Origin of the sequence: Vibrio sagamiensis NBRC 104589 (assembly GCF_007990935.1) — a bacterium.
Taxonomy (GTDB): Bacteria; Pseudomonadota; Gammaproteobacteria; order Enterobacterales; family Vibrionaceae; genus Vibrio; species Vibrio sagamiensis.
Genome location: NZ_BJXJ01000004.1, coordinates 140119 through 154879 on the forward strand (window position 1 = coordinate 140119; position 14761 = coordinate 154879).

15 protein-coding genes are annotated in these 14761 nt (G+C 39.1%); 5 read left to right on the forward strand and 10 right to left on the reverse strand.

Features of this window, described 5'->3' with window-relative positions; translation table 11 throughout:
- Nucleotides 1-23: 23 nt before the first annotated feature.
- Together VSA01S_RS03420 and ttcA are read left to right on the forward strand one after the other, a co-directional pair.
- Nucleotides 24-686: a DUF2987 domain-containing protein gene (locus VSA01S_RS03420; protein ID WP_039981189.1), complete on the forward strand. Its 663-nt coding sequence runs from the start codon at nucleotides 24-26 to the stop codon at nucleotides 684-686.
- Between the two features lie 173 nt (nucleotides 687-859).
- Nucleotides 860-1753 (forward strand): tRNA 2-thiocytidine(32) synthetase TtcA, encoded by an 894-nt coding sequence (ttcA, locus tag VSA01S_RS03425; protein ID WP_039981191.1) that lies wholly within the window; start codon nucleotides 860-862, stop codon nucleotides 1751-1753.
- 115 nt (nucleotides 1754-1868) lie between these two features.
- Here the strand turns inward: ttcA and uspE are convergent, their stop codons facing one another.
- The 10 genes from uspE to ccoN form a co-directional block, all read right to left on the reverse strand.
- On the reverse strand, nucleotides 1869-2819 hold the full coding sequence (gene uspE, locus VSA01S_RS03430; RefSeq protein ID WP_039981192.1) for a universal stress protein UspE: 951 nt from the start codon (nucleotides 2817-2819) through the stop codon (nucleotides 1869-1871).
- A gap of 180 nt (nucleotides 2820-2999) precedes the next feature.
- On the reverse strand, nucleotides 3000-3743 hold the full coding sequence (fnr, locus tag VSA01S_RS03435; RefSeq protein WP_039981193.1) for a fumarate/nitrate reduction transcriptional regulator Fnr: 744 nt from the start codon (nucleotides 3741-3743) through the stop codon (nucleotides 3000-3002).
- A gap of 151 nt (nucleotides 3744-3894) precedes the next feature.
- A complete protein-coding gene (locus tag VSA01S_RS03440) occupies nucleotides 3895-4578 on the reverse strand; it encodes a sulfite exporter TauE/SafE family protein (protein WP_039981195.1) in 684 nt (227 codons plus the stop codon).
- Nucleotides 4575-4769 (reverse strand): cbb3-type cytochrome oxidase assembly protein CcoS, encoded by a 195-nt coding sequence (gene ccoS / locus VSA01S_RS03445; protein ID WP_039981196.1) that lies wholly within the window; start codon nucleotides 4767-4769, stop codon nucleotides 4575-4577. The genes VSA01S_RS03440 and ccoS overlap by 4 nt, the downstream gene beginning before the upstream one ends.
- A gap of 13 nt (nucleotides 4770-4782) precedes the next feature.
- Nucleotides 4783-7170, reverse strand: coding sequence for a heavy metal translocating P-type ATPase (locus VSA01S_RS03450; RefSeq protein ID WP_039981197.1), 2388 nt, complete (start codon nucleotides 7168-7170; stop codon nucleotides 4783-4785).
- Nucleotides 7171-7174: 4 nt separating this feature from the next.
- The gene (locus tag VSA01S_RS03455; protein WP_039981199.1) at nucleotides 7175-7651 is read right to left on the reverse strand and encodes a FixH family protein; all 477 of its coding nucleotides are present in this window, start codon (nucleotides 7649-7651) and stop codon (nucleotides 7175-7177) included.
- An 87-nt stretch (nucleotides 7652-7738) separates the two neighbouring features.
- Complete coding sequence (ccoP, locus tag VSA01S_RS03460) at nucleotides 7739-8713, reverse strand: cytochrome-c oxidase, cbb3-type subunit III (protein ID WP_039981201.1); 975 nt, start codon at nucleotides 8711-8713, stop codon at nucleotides 7739-7741.
- The gene (locus VSA01S_RS03465) at nucleotides 8713-8886 is read right to left on the reverse strand and encodes a CcoQ/FixQ family Cbb3-type cytochrome c oxidase assembly chaperone (RefSeq protein ID WP_021708391.1); all 174 of its coding nucleotides are present in this window, start codon (nucleotides 8884-8886) and stop codon (nucleotides 8713-8715) included. Before VSA01S_RS03465 ends, ccoP begins: the two co-directional genes overlap by 1 nt.
- A gap of 10 nt (nucleotides 8887-8896) precedes the next feature.
- Nucleotides 8897-9517 (reverse strand): cytochrome-c oxidase, cbb3-type subunit II, encoded by a 621-nt coding sequence (gene ccoO, locus VSA01S_RS03470; protein WP_021708390.1) that lies wholly within the window; start codon nucleotides 9515-9517, stop codon nucleotides 8897-8899.
- 12 nt (nucleotides 9518-9529) lie between these two features.
- Nucleotides 9530-10957, reverse strand: coding sequence for a cytochrome-c oxidase, cbb3-type subunit I (gene ccoN, locus VSA01S_RS03475; RefSeq protein WP_039981235.1), 1428 nt, complete (start codon nucleotides 10955-10957; stop codon nucleotides 9530-9532).
- Between the two features lie 255 nt (nucleotides 10958-11212).
- Here ccoN and VSA01S_RS03480 point away from each other — a divergent pair, with 255 nt between their 5' ends.
- The 3 genes from VSA01S_RS03480 to VSA01S_RS03490 all read left to right on the forward strand — a co-directional run bounded on the left by VSA01S_RS03480 (nucleotide 11213) and on the right by VSA01S_RS03490 (nucleotide 14588).
- Nucleotides 11213-11569 (forward strand): hypothetical protein, encoded by a 357-nt coding sequence (locus VSA01S_RS03480; RefSeq protein ID WP_039981203.1) that lies wholly within the window; start codon nucleotides 11213-11215, stop codon nucleotides 11567-11569.
- Nucleotides 11570-11675: 106 nt separating this feature from the next.
- Nucleotides 11676-12860, forward strand: coding sequence for an FIST signal transduction protein (locus VSA01S_RS03485; protein WP_039981206.1), 1185 nt, complete (start codon nucleotides 11676-11678; stop codon nucleotides 12858-12860).
- Between the two features lie 27 nt (nucleotides 12861-12887).
- A complete protein-coding gene (locus VSA01S_RS03490) occupies nucleotides 12888-14588 on the forward strand; it encodes an ATP-binding protein (protein WP_039981209.1) in 1701 nt (566 codons plus the stop codon).
- The last annotated feature ends 173 nt before the right edge of the window (nucleotides 14589-14761 follow it).

A 14761-nucleotide genomic window follows, 5' to 3' on the forward strand; every position in this document is an offset into this window, starting at 1 on the left:
ATTTTAAATAGATAAGGATATTAATGAAAAAGCTGATTCTAACATTTGCCAGTACTTGCCTTTTGCTTGCGTCATCGATGACATGGGCACAAGACTACATGTTTACGTACTCTAAACTCTATTCTCAACTAAAAAATAACGCAACAGACGGACACGATGATGTGAAAGTCGGTATTTTTTTTGTTAATAGTCAAACCAAGCAGTTGTGCAAAATAGAAAAAGCTTGGATGGAAAAAGATGTACATTACGAAGAGTTTGTCATTTCGTCATCGAAGGAATTGATGATTCCACTCGATAAAAACCTTAAATCTGCCAATCCTTTGGTTTTTGTTCAAACACCAGAAAGTGAGCGCTGCGATTATTCGTTAGTTGTTATGGCCAAATACCAGTTACAGGGTAACGTAAATTACGAGCAAATCAGCCTTTTACTTCCCCAGATGCAATCTCTTCTAGAAGAGCTGGGTGGGGTATTTGCTAGTTGGTTCACTCCAAAAGTTGAAGGATTAACACTAGAGTTTTCTAAAGAACTTAATGGGCATGTGACATTTTCTAACGGAACAATGAAAGCAATTACAAATGGTAAGGTTCAAGTTTCACTAAATGAAATAGGAGAGGGAGGGTTTATTACTTTACCTCAGTCGACGACACGTATTTTGCCATATCTTCCCAACGCTAAAAAATCGTAGAAATATCATAATATGGCCGATAAATCGTTTTAATTATCCATGAAACGTTATTTATTTCTTTTAAGACGAAGACAATCATTTAATCCTGCTTAAAAAGTCCGTATAATCCTCGGCCCAAAGTAAACCCTTTTAGGAAGTCCTACTGTCGTACATTCGACAATGTGAGAGCCCGAATGAATCAAACAGATACAAGAAAAGAAACCCTAGAATTCAACAAACTTCAAAAACGTCTCAGAAGACATGTTGGAAATGCCATTGCCGATTACAATATGATCGAAGAAGGTGATGTAGTAATGGCGTGTATTAGTGGTGGTAAAGACTCATTTGCGATGCTCGATATCCTACTGAATCTGCAAAAAGCAGCGCCGATTAAGTTTGAGGTTGTTGCTGTTAATCTCGACCAAAAGCAACCAGGGTTTCCTGAGCATATTTTACCTGATTATTTTGAGACTTTAGATATCCCTTATTATATCGTTGATAAAGATACTTATTCAGTGGTTAAAGAAAAGATCCCTGAAGGTAAAACAACCTGTGGCTTATGCTCGCGTTTGCGTCGCGGAACACTGTATTCGTTTGCAGAAAAAATTGGCGCTACAAAGTTAGCTCTTGGTCATCATATGGATGACATCGTTGAAACTATGTTCCTTAACATGTTTCATGGCTCACGACTTAAGGCAATGCCGCCTAAATTGCGTTCAGACGATGGCCGTAATGTCGTTATTCGTCCTCTGACTTATTGTCGTGAAAAAGACCTGATTAAATATGCAGAACACAAATCGTTCCCGATCATTCCTTGTAATCTATGTGGTTCTCAAGAAAATCTACAACGTCAATCAATCAAAGCAATGTTAATAGACTGGGACAGAAAAACACCAGGTCGCGTAGAGGCGATTTTTAAATCTATCCAGAATGTTAGCCCAAGCCAATTAGCTGATAGAGAGTTATTTGACTTTGAGAACTTACCGCTTGATCGCGACGGCAATCGAGAAGAATATGAATTTACTGAAGCTGTTATCTCTTCGACCAATATTGATGAATCAATGTTTATTGACGTAACAAACATCTAAAACCGCTCATAAATTGAAAAGTATCAGTTGAACGAAAGTATAAAAGGAGGCTTTAAAAAAAGTCTCCTTTTTATGTGTTTATTTTAAGTACTGATTTTTACATTCAACCTTAATGTTATGTTGCAGTCAATGGGTCTAATGGGCTGATATAACCTTCAGGCTTTAAAGCTAAGACATCACAATTGATCTTATCGATAACATGCTCCGCTGTATTACCAATAAAGACAGCAGAAAGCCCAGTCCGGCCTGTAGTGCCTAGTATCACCATCGCCGCATTCAATTTCTCTACCGCACTTGGGATGACGTCCTCCGGTAAACCTTCTTCTACGATGGTATGTTCTTCATCGATGTAATGTTTTTGTCGCAGAGCCTTCATTGATGTGAGGTGATGGCCTCGGACAGCATCACTGTATGAAGTAGGGTCAAACTCTGGTAACTCAATCGTGATATTGGCAGGTGTAACAGGATAAGCATTCACAAGGTAGGCTTGCGCATCAAGCCTTTGAGTAATTTCAAGAAGTCTATCAACCATTTTATCATTGAGATCAATATGTGTTGGATTTTCTGATCCTACATGTACAGAGGCCAAAATATTAGCGTGTTGTGGCCAATTGGCATTTTTAATCAATAAAACTGGGACAGGGCACTTTCGTAATAGGTGCCAATCTGTTGGTGTAAAGATCACGGACTCTAATACAGCATGTTTGCGGGTTCCTTTAATAACAATATCATGCTTACCCCCAAAAACTTCCGCAATAATGGCTTCATAAGGTCTATTGTGCCAAACAACACATACATTAAAATCAATATTATTATTTTCTAAATAAGGTTTTGCAACTGTTCGCATCCACTGTTCACGCTGGTGGATCACACCACTGCGCATTGCATCTCTTTCATCAACGGAAAGCATTGATGTCATATCATATGAGAAATCATAGATCGCCAAAAAGAAAGTAATCTTGCTTTTAGAAACACTTTTTTGAGCTAACTGGACAGCTCTCGCAAGTGCAGGTTGTTCATCATTATTAATGTCTGCTACAACAAGGATATTACTGTATATACTCATATCTAAGCTCACTTATTTATTTAGTTATAAACGATGAAAATAAGGTAAATCAATGTATTGGAATACGTAAGATATGTTTTACTGTAGCTTAATTTTGAGTGACTTTAGAATGATTTGGAGAGAAACATGATGTAGCTCATCTAGAGCTACATCATTTTACAAGAATTTATGATGAAAGGTCTATTTACTCACACCTGCAAGTTCCATCAAGGCATCATGATCTAAGATAGTAATATATTTACCTTTAACACTTAGAATTCCCGATTTTTGAAAACGCCCAAGTAAGCGACTAATAGTTTCAACGGTAAGGCCAAGATAATTACCAATGTCACCTCGTGTCATCGTTAAACGAAATTCTCTCGGGCTAAAACCACGCTGAGAAAAACGAGTGGATAGATTAAACAAAAATGCACCTAAACGCTCTTCTGCATTCTTTTTAGAGAGTAGAAGGATCATCTCTTGATCATCTTTGATTTCATTGCTCATTAATCTCATGATTTGTTGACGAAGTTTTGGCATTTTTCCGGACAAATCATCTAAGGTTTCATATGGAATTTCACACACCATGGATGTTTCAAGAGCTTGAGCAAAACTAGGGTGTTTATCGCCAGTGATAGCATCAAAGCCAACAAGATCTCCTGCTAAGTGAAAAGCAGTGATTTGTTCATCGCCTTGTTCAGTAATAGTATAGCTTTTAACGGTTCCTGAACGTATTGCATACAATGACTTAAGCTCGTCACCAGCCTTGAAAAGTTCTTGCCCTTTTTGAATGGGTTTTTTACGCTCAATAATCTGATCGAGCTGATCGAGTTCAGACTCATTGAGAGTAAACGGTATACAAAGTTGACTAATACTACAATCTTGGCAATGGATAGCGCAATTGCCGGATTGAACACGTTTTTCTGCTGGCTTATCAGAAATCATAACAACCTTTCACTGTTTTATATACATCAACATATTATCATTCAGAATACTTAAAGGATAGCAAAAAAAATGATGAAAACGAGATAAGATTTATATATTCATTTAAATTAATGACGATTATCTAAACATTTTATACCATAGATAAAGTTTCTCATTTAGGCATAATATCGAGCATTCTAATTGCCCCTTCGGCAGTATACAAAGCATAGATTATTAAGGTTATTGCTGAGATGTTTCTAAATATATTCGAACGCTGAAATTTATGGAAGTAGGTTGCACCATAACCAACAGTCAACATTGCTGGTAAAGTCCCTGTACCAAATGCGAGCATAATCAAGCTGCCATTAAAAGCACTCCCAGAAACTGCTGACCATGTAAGAGCTGAGTATACTAGACCACACGGAAGCCACCCCCAAATGAAGCCGAAAGGCACGGCATGGTATGTATGGCGTAAAGGAAGAAAATGCCGACCGACAGGAGATAAGTATTTCCAAAAAAACTTACCTATATTTTCTACAGCAATCAGGCCATGCCACCATTTCGCAATGTATAAGGCAACAAGAATCATAAAAAATGATGCTATTAGCCTGAGCCAAGCAAGGGGATGAGTCAGCCCGCCAAACTGTACAAGACTCGATAAGCTTCCTCCGATTAAAGCACCTATGAAAGCATAACTGGTAAGTCGGCCAATATTGTAAAAGAAAGGAACAACTAAGGATGGTCTCTCATCATTAGATCCGATTGAAAGTATCGATGCGATCCCTCCACACATTCCCATACAATGACCTGCACCAGCTAAGCCAATCAAAAAGGCACCGATAAAGTCTGGAGTCATGATGTTGAATTCTTATCAGCGTGGTGAGTCTTTTGCGTAGATTCAGCGTGTTCTTCATCATCGAGTAAAATATTGTGTCCTTGGCGTTCAAGATCTTCAAATTGATCGCTTTTTACAGCCCATAAAAAAATACCGATCGCAATACAAACTAAGACGATAGCAATAGGAATTAAAATATATAAACTTTCCATAATCGGTTTCTCCTTATTTGTCTTTCAGTAATCTTAAAGAGTTACTCACTACAATTATAGAACTTGCCGACATGCCGACTACAGCAATGTAGGGAGCAACCAATCCTGCGATTGCCAAAGGTAAGATGAATAAATTGTACCCTAAAGACCAAGCCAAATTTTCTCTTATTATTTTTCGTGTACGAATAGCTAACGAACGAGCTTCTAATAATTTATCTAAGCGATCACCAAGTAAAATCATATCAGCAGAAGCTTTCGCAACGTCTGTTCCACTTCCCATAGCTACAGATAAATGTGCACCAGCTAATGTTGGAGCATCATTAATACCATCTCCAATCATGAGAGTAATGTCTGATTTATCTAAATTTTGTAAATATTTAAGCTTATCTTCAGGTTTTGCTGAAGCGATAACGTTTTCAATCCCCACTTCTTGAGCTACTAGGTAAGCATTATTAATAGAGTCACCAGTTAGTAGTGTAGTTTTAATACCGGCTTGCTCGAATCGCTGAATAAACTCTTTGCTTTCTTTACGAATAGGATCATGATAATAAAAAGTCGCTACATGGACTTGATTCACGGATAAGTAAATCGCGTGACCTTCATTTTGGCCACTTTCTTCTTTGCCTGCTTGATTGATACCAAGAACATAAGGAGCACTGCCAATTTTAACTTGTGTTTGCTGCCATTTTCCTTCTAAGCCTGAGCCAATCACATTTTTGACATCTTCCACATCAATACTTTCTTGTTCATAGTGGGTAAAGGCGCGTGAAATAGGGTGATTAGCATGAGCTTCTAAGCAAGCGGCAATGGCTAGACAATCAGACTTGCTTAGGTCAGAAAAAGTTTTGGTCTCCCGAATTTCAATATCACCTTTAGTGAGAGTCCCTGTTTTATCAATCACAAGATGATTAATTTGACATAAAGTTTCAAAAACATGGCTATTTCTAAGTAGTAGCCCAAAATGTCCCATTCGGGATGTTGCACATGTTAGAGCAGTTGGTGTGGCCAGCGATAGTGCACATGGGCAAGTAGCAACTAAGACGGAGAGCATGATCCAAAACGCGTCATCGGGCCTCGTTTGTTGCCAATAAAACCAAGTGAGAATAGAAATAACCAAAATGGCACCAACAAAATAGCGGGCAACAATATCTGCAATTTGTGCGATTTGAGGCTTTACATATTGCGCTTCATCTTGGAGGCGGATGATGTTTGATATCATCGAATCGGCTTTTGTGTTCATGACTTCAAGATCAAAAGACTCTTCACCATTTAATGTACCGGCATAAACAGGATCGCCAGATGTTTTAACAACATGCACCGACTCACCCGTCAGCATCGATTCATCAATATAAACTCGTCCAGAGAGTACTCGCCCATCAGCAGGAATATGCTCACCGGGTAAAACACGTATTTTGTCACCGACTTTGAGGGTTTTGACTGGTATTTGCTCACCTTCTAGCGTAGTCGCGATAGCAGGGATTAATTTGAGTAAGTTGCCACTGGCAGCCGCCGCTTTCCTTCGTGCTCGCATCTCCAAAAAGCGTCCCACCAAAAGGAAGAAAGTAAACATAGAGATGGATTCAAAAAAGACTTCTCCCTGTTCCGTTACAGTGGCAATAAGGCTGGCAACATAAGCAAAGATTAGTGCAATAGAGACGGGGACATCCATACCCAGAGTTTTACCTTTTAGGCTTCTCCAAGCATTGATGTAAAAGGGTAAAGCGGAATAAAGTAAAACGGGGGTAGCAAAGATCAAACTCACCCAGCGAAAATAGTGTTTAAACTCAGGTTCGAGATCGCCAAACACCTCAAGATACAAGGCAACCGCAAGCATCATAATTTGCATGGTCGCTAAACCTGCAATCCCCAAACGGTATAAGTACTGCTTCATTGTTTGGTGATATAAGGCTTCTTGATTATCTGCCTCAAAAGGTGCAGCTTTATAACCTAATCTGTGGATCGTTGAAAGTAAGTCACTCAATCGAGCTTTGTGGTTATCCCAGACAAGCAAAGCGCGATTTGTGGTGGTATTTACTCGAATAGAGCTGACACCTTCAACCGAAGAGAGCTGTTTTTCAATTAACCAAGCACAAGCCGCACATGAAATACCTTCAACCGATAATGTCACTTCTGCATGATTTTCATTATGACGAACAAATTCAGATTGAACATCCGCATGATCATAGTGAAGGAGAGATTGTAATTGTTCTGGGACCAATTCGTTTTTTTCTGCTGGAGCGGTTCTGTATTGATAGTAGCTGACTAAACCACTATCAACGATGGTCTGAGCCACAGATTCACAGCCGGGGCAACACATTTCACGTACTTCACCTAATATCTCTACATTGTAATCTGTATTAATTGGGATTTCTTCACCACAGTGATAGCAAGGCTTGCTCATAAACTTAATTCATTAAGGTTGTTGAAGAAGCAGGAAATTCGACTCGCCCTTGAATCATCCATTCTTCATCATATGGGTGAAGCTCAATAAACCATGGACCTACAATTGATTCTTTGTGATTTAAACGATAATTGCCTTTTGCATCGGCAGTCAATACTCGACTAAAGTCACGGTCCGGTAAAGTACGGTGAGTAAATGAGGCGGTTAATGCAGGAAAATAGGGCAGCTTACCTTTAGTAAAAGAAACAACCACGGTCTCATTTTCTGATGAAACTACCGCATTCAAGCCAAGCTCTTTCGCCACATTCATTTTAGTAATGTCGATATTGATGCCTTTACCTTTTTTGTAATAATCCTCAGCCACCAAAGAAACGGAATTATTTGAAAAGATAATAACAGTAACTATCGTCCAGACAACAACTGTAAGTGGCAAAATAATTAGAAACCACGGCCAAAATTGTTTATACCAAGGCTTTACCATAGTGATGTACTCAATTGCTAAATTAAAATATACGGTATTAAATTTTAAGGGAAGGCAGCCTCTACAAAAGAGGCTGTTATTGGATTTTTACTTATTATCTAAGTTACTCAAACTCCATACATAGGCCGCAACCAGCTGTATTTTGTCTTCACCCAGAATATTATCCCATGCAGGCATTACACCTGAACGCCCATAAGCTAAAGTCTCTGTCACATCGGCTCGTGAGCCACCAAATAACCAATATTGGTCAGTCAAGTTAGGTGCACCTAAAGCAGGGTTACCTTTTCCATCTGTTCCATGACAAGCAGCACAAACGACAAAACGTTTTTTACCGGCTGCTGCTTCTCTAGCGTTCACTTTGCGACCAGATAAACTCAATGTATAACTGACCACCTCTTTGATACCGTCATCACCGAGAGCAGCTTGCCAAGATGGCATTTGCCCAATACGGCCATGTTTTAGGGTTGTAACAATAGCACTAGGTTCTCCACCATAAAGCCAAGCGTCGTCAGTGAGGTTAGGAAAGCCTTTTTGGCCTCTGGCATCGGAACCATGACATTGAGAACAGTTTTGTAAAAAGAGGCGCTGACCAACTTTTAATGCTTCTGGATCTTGCGCAATCTCAGGGATAGGACGAAGTCCTTCTGAGTTATGCGTGAGCTTCTTAAACGTTTCACCAAAATATGCATTCGCATCATCAAGCTCTTTTGCATATTGATCTAGACGCTTGTTCAACTGAGCATCCGCGATAGAAGCTTGAGATGCCTCTAATGTGCCAACCGTTTGATCGGAGCTTTGCCAATTTAATAAGCCTTTAAAGTTGCCAAGGCCAGGGTATAAAGCAAAATAAATCGCTGAGAAAACAAAAGTACCAATAAATAAATAAGTCCACCACTTAGGCAGCGGGTTGTTGAGTTCACGAATACCATCGTACTCATGCCCCATATCTGCACCTTCATCCACGCCCATTTTATCCTTGGCACACCAAGTTAGGAGAATGGCACAGCCCACTAGAGTACCGATGGTTATGACGATAATCCAGAGACTCCAGAATGTATTCATTACTTCTTAACTCCTTGGTTATTTTGGGGTTCTTTCTCTTCATCAGCAAAAACTAGGTTAGCATCTTCTTCAAAGCGTGCTTTACGCTTTTTACCAAATGCCCACCAAACAATGCCAATGAATGTCGCGAAAAGTACAACGGTATAAATGCTATGAATTGTACCGAAATCCATGTATTTCCCCTTATTTCATTGCAAGACCAAGAGACTGAAGGTAAGCGATGAGAGCATCCATCTCTGATTTACCTTGAACGTCTTTTGTTGCATTTGCGATTTGTTCATCCGTGTATGGTACACCAAAATCATCTCGGAATAGCGCTAGCTTTTTCGGTGTTAATTTACCATCAAGAATATTGTCAGCTAACCAAGGGTAGCCAGGCATAATTGATTCAGGAACCAGCTCACGTGGGTCCATTAGGTGAACACGGTGCCACTCATCGGAATAACGGCCTCCGACACGGGCTAGGTCAGGGCCAGTACGCTTAGAACCCCAAAGGAAAGGGTGTTCCCAAACACTTTCGCCAGCCACGGAGTAGTGTCCGTAACGTTCAGTTTCCGCACGAAATGGGCGAATCATCTGACTGTGACAAACACTACAACCTTCGCGAATATACACATCACGACCTTCCATTTGCAGTGCAGTGTATGGCTTGAGGTTTTTGACGGGTTCATTCGTTTGCTTTTGGAAGATCAGTGGTGTGATTTCAACCAAGGCTCCCCAACTAATCGCAATAACGATGAAGATAGCCAGCAAACCGACATTGCGTTCTAGAATTTCATGGCGATTACTCGAATTATTACTCATTCTCTAATCTCCTTAAGCCGGTAGTGGGATTGCTTTTAGGCTTTCTTTCGGTGCATTCACGGTCTTGTAAGTGTTGTACGCCATTAAGAACATACCAGACAAGAAAATTAACCCACCAACAAAGCGAATAAAGTAGAAAGGATGAGAGGCTGCAACCGATTCGACAAAGCTATATGTCAACGTGCCGTCCGAGTTTACCGCACGCCACATAAGCCCTTGCATCACTCCAGAGATCCACATTGCAACGATATACAGAACAGTACCTATGGTTGCTAGCCAAAAGTGAACGTTGATCAGCTTGATTGAGTACATACGTTCTTGACCAAATAACTTTGGAACAAGGTGATAAACAGAGCCAATAGAGACCATTGCTACCCATCCCAAAGCACCTGAATGAACATGTCCTATTGTCCAGTCGGTATAATGAGAGAGCGCATTAACGGTTTTAATAGCCATCATTGGGCCTTCGAATGTCGACATGCCGTAAAACGAAAGGGAGACGATCAAAAAGCGCAGAATAGGGTCATATCGAAGCTTATGCCAAGCTCCGGAAAGCGTCATGATACCGTTAATCATTCCGCCCCATGATGGAGCAAAGAGAACGAGTGACATGACCATACCTAGAGACTGAGTCCAGTCAGGTAGGGCAGTATAATGTAAGTGGTGTGGACCAGCCCAAATATAGAGCGATATTAGTGCCCAAAAGTGAACGATAGATAGGCGGTATGAATAGACTGGACGCTCAGCCTGCTTGGGAACAAAGTAGTACATCATACCTAAAAAGCCAGCTGTCAGAAGGAAACCAACCGCATTGTGTCCGTACCACCATTGTACCATTGCATCAATGGCACCAGAATAGATAGAGTATGATTTGAGTCCTGATACTGGAATAGCCATGCTATTAACAATGTGCAGCACCGCAACGGTAATGATAAATGCACCAAAGAACCAGTTGGCAACATAAATATGGGATGTTCTGCGTTTTACAAGTGTTCCAAAGAAAACTATCGCATAAGAGACCCAAACAATAGCAATGGCAATATCAATTGGCCACTCAAGTTCAGCGTATTCTTTTGAGGTTGTATATCCCATTGGAAGGGTAATCGCTGCGGCAAGGATGATTGCTTGCCAGCCCCAAAAAGTGAAGGTGACCAAAGGTCCACCAAAGAGACGTGTTTGGCAAGTACGCTGCACAACATAGTAGGATGTTGCAAACAGAGCACTAGTACCAAACGCAAAAATAACCGCATTTGTATGCAGGGGACGTAAACGACTGAAGGTCAACCACGGCGTATCAAAGTTTAACTGTGGCCAAACTAACTGAGCGGCTATAAAAACACCAACGGCCATGCCGACAATTCCCCACAGTATTGTCACTATGGTAAACTGACGAACGACGGTATAGTTGTAGTTGTGCTCGAGCTGATTTACTTGGCTCATTTCCATGCTTCCGATTTCTAATTAACTATACTTTTCTTCCAACACGACTTGCGTCGTAACGCCACCCAAGTAAACTCAAGAATCTAAGGGTAAACATCACTTTGTTTCTATTGTTGACTTTATGAAAAGTGGCATTTTCAATAAGTCACTATACTTGAATTAACATTCCAATGACAGAGAGCTAACCTTTCTAAGTCTCCGGAAATCTGTTTTTATTTTAAAAATTTGAAGCTTGTTACAAGGACATTAAGAATCATGCCAGCACAAAAATTAACCAAAGCACGACTTGCACAAATAATAATTATGTTAAGCATCTTAGTTGTGGCTTTTTTTTGGCGTACATTGACCTATGAAGCCAGTAATGAAGTCATTTGCAATAAAGAAAAATCCTGTAAAATCAAAAGCTTTGATGATGAAGTGATAGTTATCAAAGGCGTAACAGGTATTTTGATTGAAAATCCAGAAAACCAAACAATTAAAATAAACTTCAATCGTGATAGTAAACATATTGACACAAAAAAACGTAATATATTAATTCCATGGAAAGATATAAACAAAGATAGAATAGTCACCATTAGCGTTGATGGAATTTCTGTTAATGTTATTTTGTAAATTAATGGTAAATTTCTGCTCTTTTTTTCAACATATGAGGTAAGTTCATCTAGCGATATTATACAGTAATGGTATAAAGTAATATTAATATCAACAATGAGTTATTATGTACTGCCAAACTGCTTTTACTCATATCCAAGATGAACGTTCAGCCATTGAAAAACTGTATTCTGAGTTAAATGGCAATAAGCTAGCATATCTGCTTTGTTATTATACAGCTGATTACGACTTTCAAGCGATAGCAAAATATTTAACTGAATTTTTTCCTGGAACTCCAGTTCACGGCACTAGCTCTTGTCGAGCAATTATGACCGATAAAGGCCATCATCAAGGGCAGGTCATAGCTGCACTGGCGATTTATGAATCAGGTTCTCATGCATATGGAACAGGAATTGCTAAATATCAACTTGATATAAAAAAAAGTGTTAACGAAGCATTAAATATGGCTTTGCATCATGCAAGTCGGTTAGGGGAAGTACCTAATTTAATCCTTTTACACGCAACACCTGGACACGAAGAAGACATTATAAAATGTATTGATGACAGATTTGGTACATTAGTTCCGATCATAGGTGGTACAGCGGCAGATAATTATATTAGAGGAGATTGGTCCATTATCACTACTCAAGGTAGTGAACAATCAGGGTTAAGTATCACACTATTTTATTCCTCCCAATCAGTAGATGTTTCTTTTAGTGCTGGCCATACCCCCACAATTCACTCCGGAGTTGTAACGGATGCTCGAGGAAGGTGTGTACTAGAAATCGATGGGGAGCCAGCTTTAGATGTTTATCGCTTTTGGACTGAGAGCCAAGAAAATTTTGATGATGACACTTTTTTTCTCTTCGATAAATCAACCGCTTACCCTCTAGGCCGCATTGCTGGCATGGTCTCCCATCGCCCATATTATAAGCTATCACATCCAGTTAGGGGAACACCTGAAGGAGGAGTAGAGTTATTCACTGACATCAATATGGGAGATATTGTTACTCTTATGAAAGGCAATAAAGAATGCTTTTTATCAAGAGTAAACCGTATTGTTAACACTGCCTTCAACCAAAAGTTTGAAAATTCACAAAAAATTGGTGTGATCAACATATTCTGTGCTGGCTCAATGTTAAATTTAAAAAAGGACATTGCTTGCATTTATGAACAGGTCTCACAAGAGCTCAACAATAAGCCATTTATTTGCCCATTTACATTTGGCGAACAAGGACGCTTTATTGGCGGTGAAAATGGGCACGCTAATTTAATGATTTCATCAGCAATTTTCCATAAGCCTAACGATTAAAAAGTACAAAAACGTAGAGATAGAGAGTTGGAAATTTTACAAGAACTGCTTGTTGATCTTAGAGAGTCCAAGCAACGCGAAAAGCTCCTAGCTGACGAAAACAAGGCCATTCTTTCTGCAATCTCAACAATGAGTGAAGCAAAGAACAAACATGAAATATTCTCGTGCCTAAATAACGCGTTAAAACAGTACATCAACTATGATGATTTCATCGTGATTACTCGAGATGATAATGCCCAAAAATTTACGACATTAATTGCCACAAATAGTGTCTTTGAGCATTCCACTTGGTTACAAGGTAACGCATCAGAAAGAGCACTTCATGGTGAATGTATTTTACTTTTTGAACCTATGCTTTTGAAAGAATTCAGTCAATTAAATGCCTTCATTCATAGCCAGGTAAACTCAATAATTATGACCGGCATTCACACTGAAGTGACACAGAATATCATTTTACTGGTTGGATCCAAAAAAGGGCACTTTAGTATTCAGAACCGAGAAACATTAAAACGCTTTCGACCACTGATTGAAAGAGCCATTATAGATATTGAAAATAAAGAAAAGTTACAACGTATTGTTGAGCTTCGGACTTCTGAATTAGCTAAAGCGCATGAAGAAGCAGAAAAAGCTAATCAATCAAAATCAGAATTCCTGGCAATGATGAGCCACGAAATTAGAACGCCTCTAAATTCAGTCCTCGGCCTACTTGATATATTAAGGCAATCAACGCTCAATCATCAACAATCCGATGTGTTATACCAAATGGAAAGTTCCGCTGAATTACTTCTTGCAATCATCAGTGACATTTTAGATCTCTCTAAAATAGAGTCGGGCAGTTTTTTATTGCATGAACAATGGACCAACTTAAGTGACAAGATAAAATTTGTAATCTCTCAGCAAAAGCAAATAGCGCTAAACAAAAACTTAACTTTCTCTCATGTCAGTAACCTTGATCAAAACAAACAATATTGGATTGATGATATCCGTCTTTCACAAGTGCTGTTTAACATCATCGGCAATGCTATTAAATTTACTGATTCCGGGCATGTCGATATTAGTGTAATTGAATCAAAAGGAGACATTACTTTTTCTATCGTTGATTCAGGAATTGGTATACCAGAATCAAAGCTTGACCATTTATTTACAGCGTTTCACCAAGGTGATGGTTCAATTACACGCCGATTTGGAGGCACTGGTCTTGGCCTTGCTATTACCAAATACTTGGTTGAAATGATGAGAGGCACGATTACAGTAGAAAGCACTGAGCATGTAGGCTCAGAATTTACCATCAAGATTCCAGTTAGGACAAAAGATTCTCGAGTGAGTAAGTCCGCAAAGGTTGATCATTATTTGCCAGCGAAGAAAATGAACTTTTTAGTGGTAGAAGATACAAAGTCTAATCAAATGGTGATTAAACTTATCCTCAATCAACTTGGGCATAATGTTTTTATCACTAGTAATGGTAGAGATGCCATTCAATTAATTGAAAATCAATCCGATAGTAAAATAGATATGATTTTAATGGATGTTTCAATGCCAGTGATGGATGGAATTACTGCAACACAAATCTTAAGAAAAAATGGCATTAAAATCCCAATCATTGCTTTAACGGCTCATGCGTTAGATGATGATAAGAAAAACTGTTTAACAGCGGGCATGGATAGTTTTATTTCTAAACCCGTCCGTAAGCAAGAAGTATTGAAAGCTATCGAGAGTTTATCAAAATGAATCGATGGTAATATAGACTGAAACAATTAAGATTGTTTCAGTCTATATTACCTATTTTATGTTAAATACGGTTATGTTCAATAAAGCTTATATCAAAACAAAGAAAAGACAGAGGGGTGGACCAAACCAAAAGAAGATTTGGCCTACATCTAAACCCTATTTAACATAACATA